The following is a 14,373-nucleotide window of genomic DNA, read 5'->3' on the forward strand; positions in this document are numbered from 1 at the left end:
CGATAAGAAAAAGGCGCTATGTGTCCGCCTTGGCCGCCCACGGCGCGCCCGGCACCACCAGTGGCGTACCCGTCACGGGATCCGGCACCACCACCGCGTCCAGCCCGAACACCGCGCGCACCAGGTCCGCCGTCACCACCTCCGCCGGCGGCCCCTCGGCGACGATCCGCCCGTCCCGCATGGCGACCAGGTGGTCCGCGTACCGGGACGCCTGGTTGAGGTCGTGCAGGACGGCGACCACCGTCCGCCCGCGTTCCACGTTCAGTCGGCGGACCAGGTCCAGCACCTCCACCTGGTGCGCGATGTCCAGGAAGGTGGTCGGCTCGTCCAGCAGCAGGACGTCGGTGTCCTGGGCGAGCGCCATCGCGATCCAGACCCGCTGCCGCTGCCCGCCCGACAGCTCGTCCACGCCGCGCTCCGACAGGTCGGCGGTGGAGGTCCGCTCCAGCGCCTCGGCGACGGCCGCCTCGTCCTGTGCCGACCACTGCCGCCACCAGCTCTGGTGCGGCTGGCGGCCGCGCGAGACCAGGTCGGCGACGGTGATGCCCTCGGGCGCGGTCGGCGACTGCGGGAGAAGCCCGATCCGCCGGGCGATCCGCCTGGTGGGGACGCGCGCCAGCTCCTCGCCGTCCAGCAGGACGGCGCCGCGGGTCGGCTTCAGCAGCCGGCCGAGCGCGCGCAGCAGGGTGGACTTGCCGCAGGCGTTCGGCCCGACGATCACCGTGACCCTCCCGTCCGGGATCCGCAGGTCCAGCCCCTCGGTGACGGTGCGGGCCTCGTAGGCGAGGGTCAGGCCCCGCGCTTCGAGCCGGTGGGCGGGGGCGGTCCCGGCGGGCCCCGGCGGTGCGGCCTCGGGGCGGGCGGGCTCGGGCTCGGCGGACACCGCGTCAGCGGTCATCGGGAACCTCCACGGCGGGAACGGACCAGCAGCCACATCAGGTACGGCGCGCCGACCAGCCCGGTCACCACGCCGACCGGCAGCTCGGTCGGCGCCAGCAGCCGCCGCGCCAGCAGGTCGGCCGGCACGACGGCCAGCGCACCGGTCAGCGCCGAGCAGAACAGCGGGATCTGCGCCGAGCGGGTCAGCCGCAGCGCGATCTGCGGGGCCGTCAGCGCGACGAAGTCCACCGGGCCGGCCGCACCCGCCGCACAGGAGGCGAGCACGGTGCCGAGCAGCGCCATGCCGAGCCGGATCCGGTCCAGCCGCAGGCCCAGCCCGACGGCGGTGGCGTCGTCGAAGGAGATCGAGCGCTGCGCCCGCGCCGCCCAGAGCGCCACCGGCAGGGCGGCGAGCAGCACCAGGGCCAGCCCGCCCGCCTGGTCGTACCCGGAGCCGTTGAGGCTGCCGGTCATCCACACCGCGGCGGCCTGCGCCTGGAGGCCGTCGCCCCTGGTGAGGAAGAGGGAGGTGAGCGAGGAGAGCGCGACCGAGACGCCGATGCCGACCAGCACGAACCGCTGCGCGTGCAGCCCGCGCCGCCACGCCAGCAGGTACACCAGCAGGCCGGCCGCCAGCCCGCCGGCCACCGCCGCGAACGGCACCTCACCGGGGGAGCCGACCACGCCGTACGCCGTCAGGCCGACCACCGTCGCCGTCGCCCCCCAGGAGACGCCGACCACGTCCGGGCTGGCCAGCGGGTTGCGGGCGACGGTCTGGACCAGCGCGCCGGCCAGGCCGAGCGCGGTGCCGACCAGCAGGCCCACCACCACCCGGGGCAGCCGGAACCCGCCGACCACCAGTTCGTGCGGACTCGGCCGCCCCAGCACAACCCTCACCACCTCGCCCGGCGGGACGGTGGACTCGCCCAGGCAGAGCGAGGCGACGACGGCGCAGGCGAGCGCCGCCAGCAGCCCGGCCGCGGTGGCGGCCGAACGCCGGTGCAGGAGGAACGAGGCCCGCCCGGCCCGCAGCACGGTGTAGCCCCGCAGCGAGACGGCGGAGGGGGTGCTCACGCGGCCACCACCTTCCGCCGCCGGACCAGCGCCACCAGCACCGGCACCCCGACCAGCGCGGTCATCACCCCGGCCGGCACCTCGGACGGCGGGAAGAGCACCCGGCCCAGGGTGTCGGCGAGCAGCAGCAGCGCCGGGCCGAGCACGGCGGAGAAGGCGAGCACCCAGCGGTGGCCGGCCCCGGCGACCGCGCGGGCGGCGTGCGGCACGGCCAGGCCGACGAAGGCGATCGGACCGGCCGCGGCGACCGCCGAACCGGTCAGCACGGTCGCGCCGAGCGCGCCCACCGCCCGGACCGGCCCGGTCCTCGCCCCCAGCCCCCTCGCGGTGTCCTCGCCGAGCGCGAGCGCGTCCAGTCCGCGCGCCACCGCGCACACCAGCACCGTGCCGACCAGCAGGAACGGCAGCAGCTGCCGGGCCACGTCGGAGGTGCGGTCGGAGAGCGAGCCGACCTGCCAGAAGCGGAACCGGTCCATGGTGGCGGCGTCGGTGGTCAGCACGAGGGTGTTGAGCGAGGCGATGAACGCGGACATCGCGGAGCCGGCCAGCGCCAGCCTGACCGGAGTCGCCCCGCCCCGGCCGCGCCCCGCCAGTCCGTGCACCAGGACGGCGGCGACCACCGCGCCGGCGAAGCCGAACCAGACGTAGCCGGTGAGCGTGGAGACCCCGAAGGCGGAGATCGCCAGCACGACGCCGGCCGCCGCGCCCTGGCTGACGCCGAGGATGCCCGGGTCGGCGATCGGGTTGCGGGTGACGCCCTGCATGACGGCGCCGGCCAGGCCGAGCGCCGCGCCGACCGCGAGGCCGACCACCGTCCGGGGCATCCGCAGTTCGCGGACGACGACGGCGTCGGGGGTGTCCCCGCCGTGCAGCAGGGCGTCGACCGTCCCGCCCAGGGGGACGGTGCGGCTGCCCACCGCGAGGCTCAGCAGCACGGCGGCGACCAGGACGGCCAGCGCGGCGGCGAGCCGGAGGGTCCGGCGGCGCAGCAGCCGCCGCCCGCCGGGCGCGGTGCTCTCGGTCACGGCTCTCCCCCCGCAGACACCTCAGGCAGGACTGCGTACCCACGGAGGTGCCGGGGCCAATCGTCCGGCCGGGCGGGTTGGATAGCCTGACGGCATGCCTGCGACCTCGAACGCCCCGCTCACCGTCGGCTTCGACCTCGACATGACGCTGCTGGACACCCGGCCCGGCATCCGGGCCACCTACCTGGTGCTCTCCGCCGAGACCGACACCTACATCGACGCGGACCTGGCGGTCACCCGGCTCGGTCCGCCGCTCCTGGACGAGCTGCGGCACTGGTTCCCGGAGGAGGGCCTGGACGCGGTCGCGGACCGGTACCGCACGCTGTACCGGGAGCACGCCTTCGCCCCGACCGTCGCGCTGCCCGGCGCGCACGCCGCCGTCGACGCGGTCCGCTCGCACGGCGGCCGGGTCGCCGTGATCACCGGCAAGTACGAGCCGAACGCCAGGCTCCACCTCGACCACGCGGGCCTGCACGCGGACGCCCTGGTCGGTGACCTCTGGGCGGAGACCAAGGGCGACGCGCTGCGCGAGCACGGCGCGAGCGTCTACGTCGGCGACCACCTCGGCGACATCCGGGGCGCCAGGAGCGCGGACGCCGTCGCGGTCGGTGTGGCCACCGGCCCGTACGGTGCGGCGGAGCTGCTGGCGGCGGGCGCGGACGTGGTGCTGGCCGACCTCACGGAGTTCCCGGACTGGCTGGCCGGGCACCTCGCGGGGCACTGACCGGCGGACCGCCGGTCGGCTCGGGCGGTCCGGGCAGTCGGCCGCCCGGGGGCGTCAGGCCCGGGCGCGCGCCCTGCGGCGCTGGTCGCGCGCCGAGAGCAGCAGCCCGGTCAGCGCGGACAGGAAGCCCAGCGGCATCAGCATGCTCAGCCAGTACGCGGCCGTCGGCAGCGGAGTCAGGTGCAGGAAGAGCGGGACGAAGGTCACCAGGGTGGCGAGCGCGCCGAGCCCGAAGACGATCGCTCCGGCCTTGACGTAGGAATCGCCGCGGTCGGCGCTCTGGCTGCTCACTGGGCTTGCTCCTCTGCGGGGTCGGCTGGCGTCCCAGTCTCGCAGAGGCCCGGAGGCCGCCGTCCCCGGCACCCGCGGCCGGCGCCGCTTCGCGGACGAGCGGCCCGTCACGTTGCGCAGTTTCCCGGGCGCTGGGAGTTTCGATCCCTGCTGGGCGGGGGTATGCAGGCTGTGCCGAGGGGCGCGCCAGTGCGCCCCGCTCTCTCCGACCGGGGGTGTGAACCTGTGGAAAGCGCCCAGCCGCGCCCCGGCCGTGCCGGTACCGGGTCGCCCGCGGTCGCCGGAGCTCCGTACGGATCTTTCGCGGAACGCGGATGAGACAGTGACGGACCGTTAGTCTGCTCTCTACAGCGTGCTGACCGTACGCGCCTCTCGGCGCGTCCCCCCAAGGTCGGTCCGCCCACCCACCACCCAGTGATCCCCGGCCAGGGCCGGGGGTCCCTCACACCCATATCGAGGACTGTTCGAGATGCCCACCGGCCAGGTCAAGTGGTTCAACGAGACGAAGGGCTTCGGCTTCCTGTCGCGCGACGACGGCGGCGACGTCTTCGTCCACACCAAGGCGCTGCCCGCCGGTATCACGTCGCTGAAGCCGGGTCAGCGGGTCGAGTTCGGCGTGGTCGCCGGCCACCGCGGCGACCAGGCGATGCAGGTCACCCTGCTGGAGGCGCTGCCGTCGGTGGCCGCCGCCCAGCGGAAGAGCCCGGACGACATGGCGGCGCTCGTCCAGGACCTCATCACGATGATGGACGCGGTGCTGCCGGGCCTCCAGCACGGCCGCTACCCGGCGAAGCCCGCCGGGCAGAAGCTGGCGGTGCTGCTGCGCGGGGTGGCGGAGCAGTTCGACGTGTAGTGCCGGTGTCCGGGCCCCGGGGAGTCCGCCTCAGGGCGGCCCGGGGCCCGGACACGGTCCGGAGGGCTCACGGGGGAGCTCCGGAAGGTCCTGGGGCCGGTCCGGCCCCGCCGGGCCCTAGAAGTCCAGCGCACCCGGGCCGAGCGGGGGCACCAGCCCTTCGGCGGCGGCCCGGGTGAGCAGTGCGCGGACGGCGGCGTGGCCCTCCTCGCCGAGCTCCGCGGTGAACTCGTTCACGTACAGGGCGATGTGCTGGTCGGCGACGGCCGGGTCCATCTCCTGGGCGTGCGCCAGCACGTACTCCCGGCTGGCGGCCGGGTCGTCCCAGGCCTGCCGGACGGAGGCGCGGACCGCCTCGGTGAGCGCCCTCAGCCGCTCGCCGCCCAGGGAGCGCTTGGCGATGATCGCACCGAGCGGGATCGGCAGCCCGGTCTCCCGCTCCCAGGCCTCGCCCATGTCGGCGAGGCGGCGCAGGCCGTAGTCCCGGTAGGTGAACCGGGCCTCGTGGATGACCAGGCCGGCGTCCACCCGGCCGTCCCGGACGGCGGGCATGATCTCGTGGAACGGCAGGACGACGACCTCGCCCAGGCCCCCCGGTACCGCCGTGGCGGCCCAGAGCCGGAACAGCAGGTAGGCGGTGGACCGCTCGGAGGGGACGGCGACCGTCCTGCCGCTCAGGTCGTCGCCGGCGTCGGGGCGGGTCAGCACCAGCGGGCCGCAGCCGCGTCCGAGCGCGCCGCCGCAGGGCAGCAGCGTGTACTCGTCCAGCACCCAGGGCAGGGCCGCGTAGCTGACCTTGAGGACGTCCAGCTCGCCGCGCTCGGCCAGCCCGTTGGTGACGTCGATGTCCGCGAAGGTGACCTCGGGGGCGTCCGCACCGGGGACGAGCCCGTGCGCCCAGGCGTGGAAGACGAAGGTGTCGTTCGGGCAGGGCGAGTAGGCGATGCTCAGCCGTTCAGCCACGGCCGGCCTCCTTCGACGCGTTCCGGCAGGATGTCAGCAGCTCGGGGTAGGGGAGGGCGGCGAAGGCGCGCTCCAGCGCGGCCAGTGCGTCGCCGATCCGCCAGGCGGCCCGGTCGCGCGGGCCCACCGGGTTGGAGACGGTCCGCAGCTCGAACACCGGCACCCCGTGCCGGGCGGCCGCCTCGGCGACCCCGAAGCCCTCCATCGCCTCGGCCGCCACCCGCGGGTGGCGGGCGGCCAGGGCGGCGGCGCGTCCGGCACTGCCGGTCACTGTGGAGACGGTGAGCACGGTGCCGGTGAGCACGGTGGCGGGCGCGGCGGCACCGGGTGCGGTGGGGCCCGTCGTGCCCGGCGCCCCGGTGGAGCCCAGGGCCTCCGCGACGAGTGCCACGGCGGCCGGCGCGGGGGTGTGGCGGACGGTCCCGAAGCCCAGCTCGGTGACGTCGGCGAAGCCCTCGGGGGTCTCCGCGCCCAGGTCGGCGGCGACGATGTGCTCGGCGATCACGGTCGCACCGACCGGCGCCTGCGGGGCGAACCCGCCGGCGATCCCGGCGGAGATCACCAGGTCGTAGCGGGTGGCGGTGAGGGCGGTGGCCGCGGCGGCCGCGGCGGCGGCCGGGCCGACCCCGCCGGCCAGCACGTCGACCGTCACCCCCGACGGGTGCTCGACCCGGTCCGGTGCGCCGCCGGGCCACGGCACTCCGCCGGCCGCCGGGGCGGGACCGGCGGCGGTGTCCGGGGCCGTGGCGGTCAGGCCGCGCAGCACCGCCGCGGCCTCGGCGGGCACCGCGACGACGACGAGCAGCCGGGCCCGCGCGGGGCCCGACTGCTCGTCGGGAGGTCGTACCGTCCGTACCGTCACCGGAGGACCGTCAGTTGTCCTGGGTGTTCAGCTGGAAGTACCAGACGCCGTAGATCGCGTCGGGCTGCTGCGGGTCGGTCTCCACCACGGTGACCAGGGTCTTGCCCGAGGCGTTGAGCGCCTTGCTGGCCGGGACCGAGCCCGAGTAGGTGGTGTCCTTGGCGGCCGAGGCCAGGATGAAGCGGCCGCCGGAGCCCTGCTGGCCGCCGTTGGTGTTGGCCCACCAGCCGCGGTCCGCCACCTCCGGGCTCACGCCGACGCCGATCCGGTCGCTGACGGTCACGTCGGACTTGGGGAGCGAGCCGTCCTCCAGGGCCTTGCCGGCCTTCTCCTGGCACTCCTCCTGCTGCTGGTCGGTCAGCGGGCTGCCGTCGTTGAAGCAGAACGGGTCCGCCGCGAACGAGGAGTTGCCGACCGTCAGGGTCACACGGTGGTCGCTGATCTCGTGCTGGTTGGACGCGAACGCGATGGACCCGCCGACCGTGCCGGCGCCGATCACGACGACGGCGCCGAGGGCGGCGATGACACGGGTGCTGAGGCTCATGCGTCAGAGGCTACCGGGCTTTCCCGATCACGCTACGCGGGGGTCGGCAACCGCGTGTTGTGCCCCGGCGCCGGCCGGTCCGGCCGGTGACCGGCGGCGCGCGCCGCCCGGGGCCGCCCGGCAGGGTTCCGGGAGACGCTGCCTACGCCACCCGGGGCGCGGCCGAGCGGTGCCGCAACCCCACCCGGAAGAGCGAGCGGACCGTCCAGAGCAGCACCGCGCCGATCACCGCGGCCGCCACCGAGAGGCCCAGCGCGCCGTTCAGCGGCAGCAGGATGCCGACCGCGCCGCCGGCCACCCAGGACATCTGCAGCAGCGTCTCCGACCGCGCGAAGGCGGAGGTCCGCACCGACTCGGGGACGTCCCGCTGGATCAGCGCGTCCAGCGACAGCTTGCCCAGCGAGGCCGCCACCCCGGACGTCCCGGCGACCAGCACCACCGTCACCGCGCCGTACCAGAGCGCGGCCGCCGCCGTGGCGCAGCCGGCCAGCAGCAGCATCGCGGTGACCGTCACCTCGGGGCCGCGGGTGCGGAGCATCGCGCCCAGCACCGAGCCGAGCGCGTTGCCCGTGCCGGCGGCCAGCGCCACCAGGCCGAGCGCCAGGGTCGGCTGGAGGTCGCCGATCGGCTCCTCGCGGAGCAGGAACGCCAGGAACATCACCAGGAAGCCGACCAGCCAGCGCAGCGCCGACATCGCCCGCAGCGCGAGGATCACCGACGGGCCGACGGTGCGCAGCGACGCCTTGGGCCGCTGCTCGGCGGGCGCCTGCCCGGCCGCCTGCCCGGGTGCCTGTCCGGGCGTCCTGCCGTGCAGGACGCCCTGGTGCCCCGTCCCGTGCTCCTCGGCGTGCAGGACGGCCCGCTGCTCGCCCTTGGCCGAGTCCACCTTGTGCGGCAGGTGGAAGGCCATCAGGGTGCCGGCCACGAAGACCAGGAACGCCCCGCGCAGCGGCCAGCCCGGCCCGATGAGGTGCAGCAGCCCTCCCACCCCCGCCGCCACCATGGTGGCGAGCAGCCCGGCCAGGGTGACCCGGGAGTTCGCCTTCACCAGCGACAGCCGGCTCGGCAGCAGCCGGGGCACCACGACGCTGCGCACCACCCCGTACGCCTTGGACGCGACCAGCACGCCCAGGGCCTCCGGGTAGAGCGCCAGCCCGCCGCCGGAGACCACGCCGGCCATGGTCCAGGCGAGTACCGCGCGGGCCAGCATCGACATCGCCATGGCGGCCCGGCGGCCGTGCGGCAGGCGGTCCAGCAGCGGGCCGATCACCGGGGCGAGCAGGGCGAACGGCGCCATCGTGATCAGCAGGTAGAGGCCCACCCGGCCGCGGGCCTCGCCGGTCGGGACGGAGAAGAAGATGGTCGAGGCCAGCGCGACGGTGATCAGCATGTCGCCGAAGGAGTTCAGCGCGTGCAGTTCGATCAGTTTGGCCAGGCCCGACTCGCCGGCGCCCTCCGCGGAGGTGGCCCGGCGGATCCGGCGTCCGGTGCCGTGCACCACCTTGCCGGTGCGGGAGCCGGCGGCGGAGGCGGTGCGGACCAGGAAGTGGCGCCGGGGCTCCTCGCCCTCCTCGTCCTCCCCGCCGTCCCCCGCCTGATCCGTCGGCGCTCCGTCCCGCTCCGTCGGCGCTCCGTCCCGCTCCGTCGGCGCGGTCTCCGGGTGGCCACCCGACGGGGGCCCGTCGGACCCGGTGGGCTCCCCGGGCGCCGGATCTCCCGGGGCGGGGGTGGGGGCGGGCGCTGGGCCGGAAGGGTCGGCGGGCGTCGCGGAGGCGTCCACGGTCTGCGGTTCGCCCGCACCGTGGACCGGAGGTTGCTGTCGCGGCACGGCGTTCGCCTCGTCGGGGCTGCCGGCCTGCGAGGGGCGCAGTACGTGCTGCGACGGGTTCTCGTCCGCCACAAGCCCATCCTGCCCCAGAATCGGGACGGCAACGCGGGATTCCGCTCCGCGCGGCGCGGCCGGGCACGGTCCGTGAGCACGGCGGGTACCGCCCGTCCGGCGCTTTCGCGCACCGCCGTCCCGACCCGGTACGGCCCCGGACTGTGCCGGGTGGCCGACCGACGGGTAGCCTGCCCAGGGTCCGCCCGAGCGATCGGCCGGCGCCCGCCGGACCCGGCGAGCGGCGCGGCCGGTATCCGAGGCGGGCCGCGGTCGCGCAGAATGGACGAGGGACACCGAGCCGCGACGGACAGGCAACACGCCGTGGGTGACAGAAGAACTGGGAGAGAATCGACGCCGTGAGTGCTGCGATGCGAAGCCGTACCCCTGATCGGCTCTGTGCCGAGGCCGTCGAACTCGCCCGCCAGGCCGCGGAAGAGGCCGTCGGCGCGGAAACCGTGGGAGCGCACCTCGGCGCCCAGGCGGAGGCCGACCGTGTCGTCACCCACACCTTCGAGTGCCTCGACGCCGCGTACCGCGGCTGGCACTGGGCCGTCACCGTGGCCCGCGCCCCGCGCGCCAAGAACGTGACGCTGGACGAGGTCGTGCTGCTGCCGGGATCCGACGCGATCCTCGCCCCGCAGTGGGTGCCGTGGAGCCAGCGGCTGCGCCCGGGCGACATGGGCCCCGGCGACCTGCTCCCCACCGACGCCGACGACCTGCGCCTCGAACCCGGCTGGACCGGCGAGGACGAGCCCGCGCCGAACTCCGCGGTGGCCCAGGTCGCCCAGGAGGACGTGGTGGTCAGCGACCCGCACGTCCAGCCCGCCCCGGCCCGCGCCCAGATCGGTGCCGTCGCCGACGAGCTCGGCCTGGGCCGCAGCCGGGTGCTGTCCCGCCTCGGCCTGCACCTGGCCGCCGACCGCTGGGAGAAGGCGCACGGCTCGCAGACCCCGATGGCGCAGTCCGCCCCGGCCTCGTGCGTCAGCTGCGGCTTCCTGATCCCGATCGGCGGCACGCTCGGACAGGCCTTCGGCGTCTGCGGCAACGAGTTCGGCCCGGCCGACGGCCAGATCGTCTCCTTCGAGTACGGCTGCGGCGGCCACTCCGAGGCGGCGGTCATCCCGGCCCCGCCGGCGCCGTCCGAGCTGATCCTGGACGAGCTGGTGGTCGAGCCGCTGCAGCTGCACCCCGACCGCACCTCCGGCTCCGTCGAGCCCGACGCCCCGGCCGAGGAGCTCGGCCACTCCTGAGCCCGTCGCCGGCCCTGCCCCACGGGGCGGGGCCGCAGGTCGGCGGCGGCCGGAACGCCGCCCGCGGCCGCGCTCCCGCCGTCACCCGCGACCGCGCTCCCGTCGTCGGCCGCGGCCGTGCTCCCGCCGCCCCGCCACCGGACACCGGCACACCGTCGGACACCGTCGGATCCCCCCTCGTCGGACCGGTACGGCGCCACGGCCCGGGCCCGCGCCCACCCCGGTCGGCCGGGGGTCCCCGGGCGGGGGAGAATGCCCCGTACGAAGTACAGGGCGGCGGAAGGCGGCAGGTCCAGTGGAACCTCGGATCATCGGCAGCGGAACGGACGAGCACCTCGCGGACCACTTCGACAGCGCCGGGCTGCGCCGTCGGGTGCTGGACGCCTGGGCCGCCTCCCCGGCCCGGTTCCGGGAGGACGCCAACGCCGAGGAGGAACTCGCCCTCGGCGGCTACCGCGACCGGCTGGTGGTCGAGTTGGCGCAGAACGCCGCCGACGCCGCCGCCCGCGCGGGCGGTGCCCCCGGCCGACTGCGGCTCACCCTGGCGGACGGCGTGCTGGCCGCCGCCAACACCGGTGCGCCGCTGGACGCCGCCGCCGTCGAGTCGCTCTCCACCCTGCGCGCCTCCTCCAAGCGCGACTCCGCGGCCGCGGGCCGGACCACCGTCGGCCGGTTCGGCGTCGGCTTCGCCGCCGTCCTCGCGGTCACCGACGAGCCCGCCGTGCTCGGCGCCGCCGGCGGCGTGCGCTGGTCGCTCGGCGAAGCCCGCTCGCTGGCCGAGGCGCAGCCCGCGCTGGCCGAGGAGCTCCGCCGCCGGGACGGCCACGTGCCCCTGCTGCGGCTGCCGTTCGCGGCCGAGGGACCGGCGCCCCAGGGGTACGACACGGTGGTCGTCCTGCCGCTGCGCGACGCGGCCGCCGAGGACCTGACCCGCCGTCTGCTGGCCGCCGTCGACGACGCCCTGCTGCTGACCCTCGCGGGCCTCGCCGAGATCGTGGTGGAGACCCCGGACGGCACCCGCGTCCTCACCCGCAGCGCCGCCGAGCCGCGCCCGGACGGCGTCACCGAGGTCACCGTCACCGACGACGCGGGCGGCCGGCTGCGGCGGACCGTCTGGCAGACCGCCGGCGCCTCCGGCGAACTGGACGCCGCCCTGCTCGCCGACCGCCCCACCGAGGAGCGCACCCGCCCGTACTGGACGGTCACCTGGGCCGTCCCGGTCGACGCCGAGGGTGCCCCGCAGGCACCCGGGATCGACCCGGTGCTGCACGCGCCGACGCCCAGCGACGAGCCGCTCGGACTGCCCGCGCTGCTGATCGCCTCCTACCCGCTGGACTCCACCCGCCGGCACGTCGCCCCCGGCCCGCTCGCCGACTTCCTCACCGAGCGCGCCGCGGACTGCTACGCCGACCTGCTGCGCGCCCGGGGCGGCGACCTCGGATCGCTCGGGCTCGTCCCCGGGCCGCTCGGCCAGGGCGCGCTGGACAACGCGCTGCGCGCCGCGATCCTCTCCCGGCTGCCCGGCACGCCGTTCCTGCCGCACCCCGCGCCGGTCGAGCAGGGCACCCCCGCGCTGCGCCCCCGGGACGCGACGCTGCTGGAGGGCGCGGACGGCTCGGTGGTCGAGGCGCTGGCGCCGATCTTCCCCGGCCTGCTGCCGGCCGGCCTGGAGCGGCGGACCGAGCTGCGGGTGCTGAACGTGCGCCGGGTGCCGCTCGCCGACGTGGTCGACCAGCTCGGCGGCCTGGACCGTGAGCCGGCCTGGTGGCGGAACCTGTACGCGGCGCTCGGCGGCGCCGACCCCGAGGCGCTCGGCGCGCTGCCCGTCCCGCTCGCGGACGGACGGACCGTCACCGGTCCGCGCCGCGTCCTGCTGCCCTCCGACGACGCCGACTGGGCGACGTTCCCCGGCTACCCCGAGTCGCTGGCCGGCGCGCTGGCCGTCCTCGACCTGCGGCTCGCCCACGCCGACGCCGCGCACCCGCTGCTGGCCAAGCTCGGCGCAGGCGCCGCCACCCCCGCCGGAGTGCTGGACACCCCCGAGGTGCGGGCCGCCGTCGCCCGTTCCCACGACGTGGCCGAGGACGACCCGGACGCCGCCGCCGACCTCGCCGATGCCGTCCTGGCCCTGGTCAAGGCGGCCGCCCCGGCCGCCGGCGAGCACCCCTGGCTGGCCCGCCTCGCGCTGCTCGACGACGAGGGCGAGCCGGCCCGCGCAGGTGAACTCGTGCTGCCGGACAGCGCGTTCGCCGCACTGGTTCGGGAGGACGACGCGGGCTGGGTGGACGACGAGCTGCTGGAGCGGTGGGGCCCCGAGGTGCTCACCGCCGTCGGCGTGCTGGCCGACTTCGTGCTGGCCCGCGCCGAGGACGTCGTGCTCGACCCGGACGACCTGGAGCGGCTCGACCCCACCGCACCCGCCGACCGCGCCGCCGGCGGCCACGCCACCGGCCTGATCGACGAGGCGCCGGACGGGCTCGCCGACTGGGCCGAGGAGGTGCTGGAGACGCTGAACGCCGACTCCGGCGACCCGGTCGGGGTCCCGCCGGTCGCCGCCGAGCTGCTGGTCGTCCGCGACCTCGACCTGGTGGAGGACGACGCCTGGCCGCAGGCGCTGGCCGCCCTCGCCCGCCCGCCGTACCGGGACGCCGTGGTCAACCCCGTCCGCACGCTGCTGCCCGACGGCTCGTACGCCGACCTGCCGCCGTACACCGCCTGGTGGCTGCGCGACCACCCGGTGCTGGACGGCCGGGAGCCGGCCGGGCTGCGCGCGGCCGGGGCCGACCCGCTGCTCCGCGGCCTCTACGACGAGGCGCGCACCACGCTCGACGAGCAGTTCCTGCACGCGCTGGGCGTGCGCACCACGCTGGCCGCGCTGCTCGCCGAGGTGCACGGCCCGGACGAGGTGCTGGACCGGCTCACCGACCCGGAGGCCGAGGTCGGCCACCGCCAACTGCACGGGATCCACAGCGCGTTGGCGCGCGTCCCGGTCGAGCGGATCGAACCGCTGGACGTGGTACGGGCGTTGCCGCCGCTCGACCGGTCCACCGGTCGCCGCCCGGCGCACACGGTGATCGTGGACGCCGCCGACGCGGTGGTCGCCGACGCTCCCGACCTCGTCCAACTCCTGCACGACCACGCACTGTTGCCGGTCGCCCCGGCGCTCGCCGCCGACCTCGCCGAGCGGCTGCACGTCTCGCTGGCCAGCGAGGTGGCCGGCGGCCGGGTGCTCTCGGAGGGCGTTCTGCACCGGGTCCCTGCGGTGGTGCGGGAGTTGCTGCCCGGCTGTCCGGTCGCCTACGAGGAGCACGAGGAGCTGCTGGTGGTCGGCCCGGACGGCGACGAGGCCGCGGTCGACTGGCGCTGGGACACCGGCGCGCCGGCCCCGGAGGCGCCGTACGACCCGGAGGCGGCCGAAGAGGCGGACGAGGACGACGAGTTCGAGGTGCCGCCGGTGCCCGGGCTGCTGCACGCGGCCACTCCGGAGGGGCTGGCCGCGGGGCTGGCCTGGTCGGTCGGGCAGTGGCACCGGCGGTTCGAGGTGCTGGCCGCGCTCAGCGAGCCGGACCGGGCGTACGAGCTGTCCGCGGCCCGGGACTTCGAGGGCTGATCGGACGGTGCGGTCCGGTGCGGTCGAGTCGGCTCCGGCGCCGACCCGACCGCACCGCGGCGCCCCGCGCCGGCGTGCCGTCCCGCCGGTCGGCCCGGTGCTCAACTCCTGCGTTCAGCGCCTGCGTTCGGCTCCGGTGGCTCAGGAGCGGGAACCGGGGCGGGTGCGGCCCCGTGCGATCAGCCGCAGGTAGATCCCGAGCGTCACGACCACCCAGACCGCGCCCAGCACGGCCGTCGCCACCTTCACCAGCAGCGGTCCGGCGTGGATCCCGGCCAGCACGCCGAACCCGGCCATGACCAGACCCAGCAGTCCGGTCGCCAGCAGGCCGCCGAGGAAGGCGGTGAACGCCTCCAGTTCCCCACCCCTGCGCGCCATCCGGCACCCCCCGTTCGGGCTCGATCCGTCCAGTGGGG

Annotated in this window: 13 protein-coding genes; 4 read left to right on the top strand and 9 right to left on the bottom strand. The window is 76.5% G+C overall.

Going from position 1 to position 14,373, the window contains the following annotated elements:
- Positions 1 to 16 precede the first annotated feature (16 nt).
- From OG550_RS21230 to OG550_RS21240, 3 genes are read right to left on the bottom strand one after another with little or no spacing between them, the layout of a single operon-like run.
- The gene (locus OG550_RS21230; protein WP_327679855.1) at positions 17 to 898 is read right to left on the bottom strand and encodes an ABC transporter ATP-binding protein; all 882 of its coding nucleotides are present in this window, start codon (positions 896 to 898) and stop codon (positions 17 to 19) included.
- Positions 895 to 1,953: a FecCD family ABC transporter permease gene (locus OG550_RS21235; protein ID WP_327679857.1), complete on the bottom strand. Its 1,059-nt coding sequence runs from the start codon at positions 1,951 to 1,953 to the stop codon at positions 895 to 897. Before OG550_RS21235 ends, OG550_RS21230 begins: the two co-directional genes overlap by 4 nt.
- Positions 1,950 to 2,978, bottom strand: coding sequence for a FecCD family ABC transporter permease (locus tag OG550_RS21240; protein WP_327679859.1), 1,029 nt, complete (start codon positions 2,976 to 2,978; stop codon positions 1,950 to 1,952). Before OG550_RS21240 ends, OG550_RS21235 begins: the two co-directional genes overlap by 4 nt.
- Before the next feature lie 94 nt (positions 2,979 to 3,072).
- On the opposite strand from OG550_RS21240, the gene OG550_RS21245 reads away from it, so the two are divergent.
- Entirely contained in the window at positions 3,073 to 3,702 is a 630-nt protein-coding gene (locus OG550_RS21245) for an HAD family hydrolase (protein WP_327679861.1), read from the top strand.
- A gap of 54 nt (positions 3,703 to 3,756) precedes the next feature.
- Here the strand turns inward: OG550_RS21245 and OG550_RS21250 are convergent, their stop codons facing one another.
- Positions 3,757 to 3,993 (bottom strand): hypothetical protein, encoded by a 237-nt coding sequence (locus OG550_RS21250; RefSeq protein ID WP_327679863.1) that lies wholly within the window; start codon positions 3,991 to 3,993, stop codon positions 3,757 to 3,759.
- 469 nt (positions 3,994 to 4,462) lie between these two features.
- Between OG550_RS21250 and OG550_RS21255 the strand changes: the two genes are divergently transcribed.
- On the top strand, positions 4,463 to 4,846 hold the full coding sequence (locus OG550_RS21255) for a cold-shock protein (protein ID WP_327679865.1): 384 nt from the start codon (positions 4,463 to 4,465) through the stop codon (positions 4,844 to 4,846).
- A 117-nt stretch (positions 4,847 to 4,963) separates the two neighbouring features.
- Here the strand turns inward: OG550_RS21255 and OG550_RS21260 are convergent, their stop codons facing one another.
- The 4 genes from OG550_RS21260 to OG550_RS21275 form a co-directional block, all read right to left on the bottom strand.
- Entirely contained in the window at positions 4,964 to 5,809 is an 846-nt protein-coding gene (locus OG550_RS21260) for a 1,4-dihydroxy-6-naphthoate synthase (RefSeq protein WP_327679867.1), read from the bottom strand.
- Positions 5,802 to 6,671, bottom strand: a complete 870-nt coding sequence (locus tag OG550_RS21265; RefSeq protein WP_327679869.1) for a futalosine hydrolase — start codon at positions 6,669 to 6,671, stop codon at positions 5,802 to 5,804. The genes OG550_RS21260 and OG550_RS21265 overlap by 8 nt, the downstream gene beginning before the upstream one ends.
- A gap of 10 nt (positions 6,672 to 6,681) precedes the next feature.
- On the bottom strand, positions 6,682 to 7,215 hold the full coding sequence (locus OG550_RS21270) for a hypothetical protein (protein ID WP_327679870.1): 534 nt from the start codon (positions 7,213 to 7,215) through the stop codon (positions 6,682 to 6,684).
- A 142-nt stretch (positions 7,216 to 7,357) separates the two neighbouring features.
- The gene (locus OG550_RS21275; RefSeq protein WP_442906164.1) at positions 7,358 to 8,758 is read right to left on the bottom strand and encodes an MFS transporter; all 1,401 of its coding nucleotides are present in this window, start codon (positions 8,756 to 8,758) and stop codon (positions 7,358 to 7,360) included.
- Positions 8,759 to 9,465: 707 nt separating this feature from the next.
- Between OG550_RS21275 and OG550_RS21280 the strand changes: the two genes are divergently transcribed.
- Together OG550_RS21280 and OG550_RS21285 are read left to right on the top strand one after the other, a co-directional pair.
- Positions 9,466 to 10,347: a DUF3027 domain-containing protein gene (locus OG550_RS21280; RefSeq protein ID WP_327684021.1), complete on the top strand. Its 882-nt coding sequence runs from the start codon at positions 9,466 to 9,468 to the stop codon at positions 10,345 to 10,347.
- A 295-nt stretch (positions 10,348 to 10,642) separates the two neighbouring features.
- Positions 10,643 to 13,957 carry a sacsin N-terminal ATP-binding-like domain-containing protein gene (locus tag OG550_RS21285; RefSeq protein WP_327679871.1) on the top strand — a complete coding sequence of 1,105 codons (3,315 nt, stop codon included), beginning with the start codon at positions 10,643 to 10,645 and terminating at the stop codon, positions 13,955 to 13,957.
- A 141-nt stretch (positions 13,958 to 14,098) separates the two neighbouring features.
- Here OG550_RS21285 and OG550_RS21290 read toward each other — a convergent pair whose 3' ends face one another.
- Positions 14,099 to 14,335, bottom strand: coding sequence for a hypothetical protein (locus OG550_RS21290; protein ID WP_327679873.1), 237 nt, complete (start codon positions 14,333 to 14,335; stop codon positions 14,099 to 14,101).
- Positions 14,336 to 14,373 lie beyond the last annotated feature (38 nt).

The sequence above is a fragment of the Kitasatospora sp. NBC_00458 genome, assembly GCF_036013975.1.
GTDB lineage: Bacteria > Actinomycetota > Actinomycetes > Streptomycetales > Streptomycetaceae > Kitasatospora.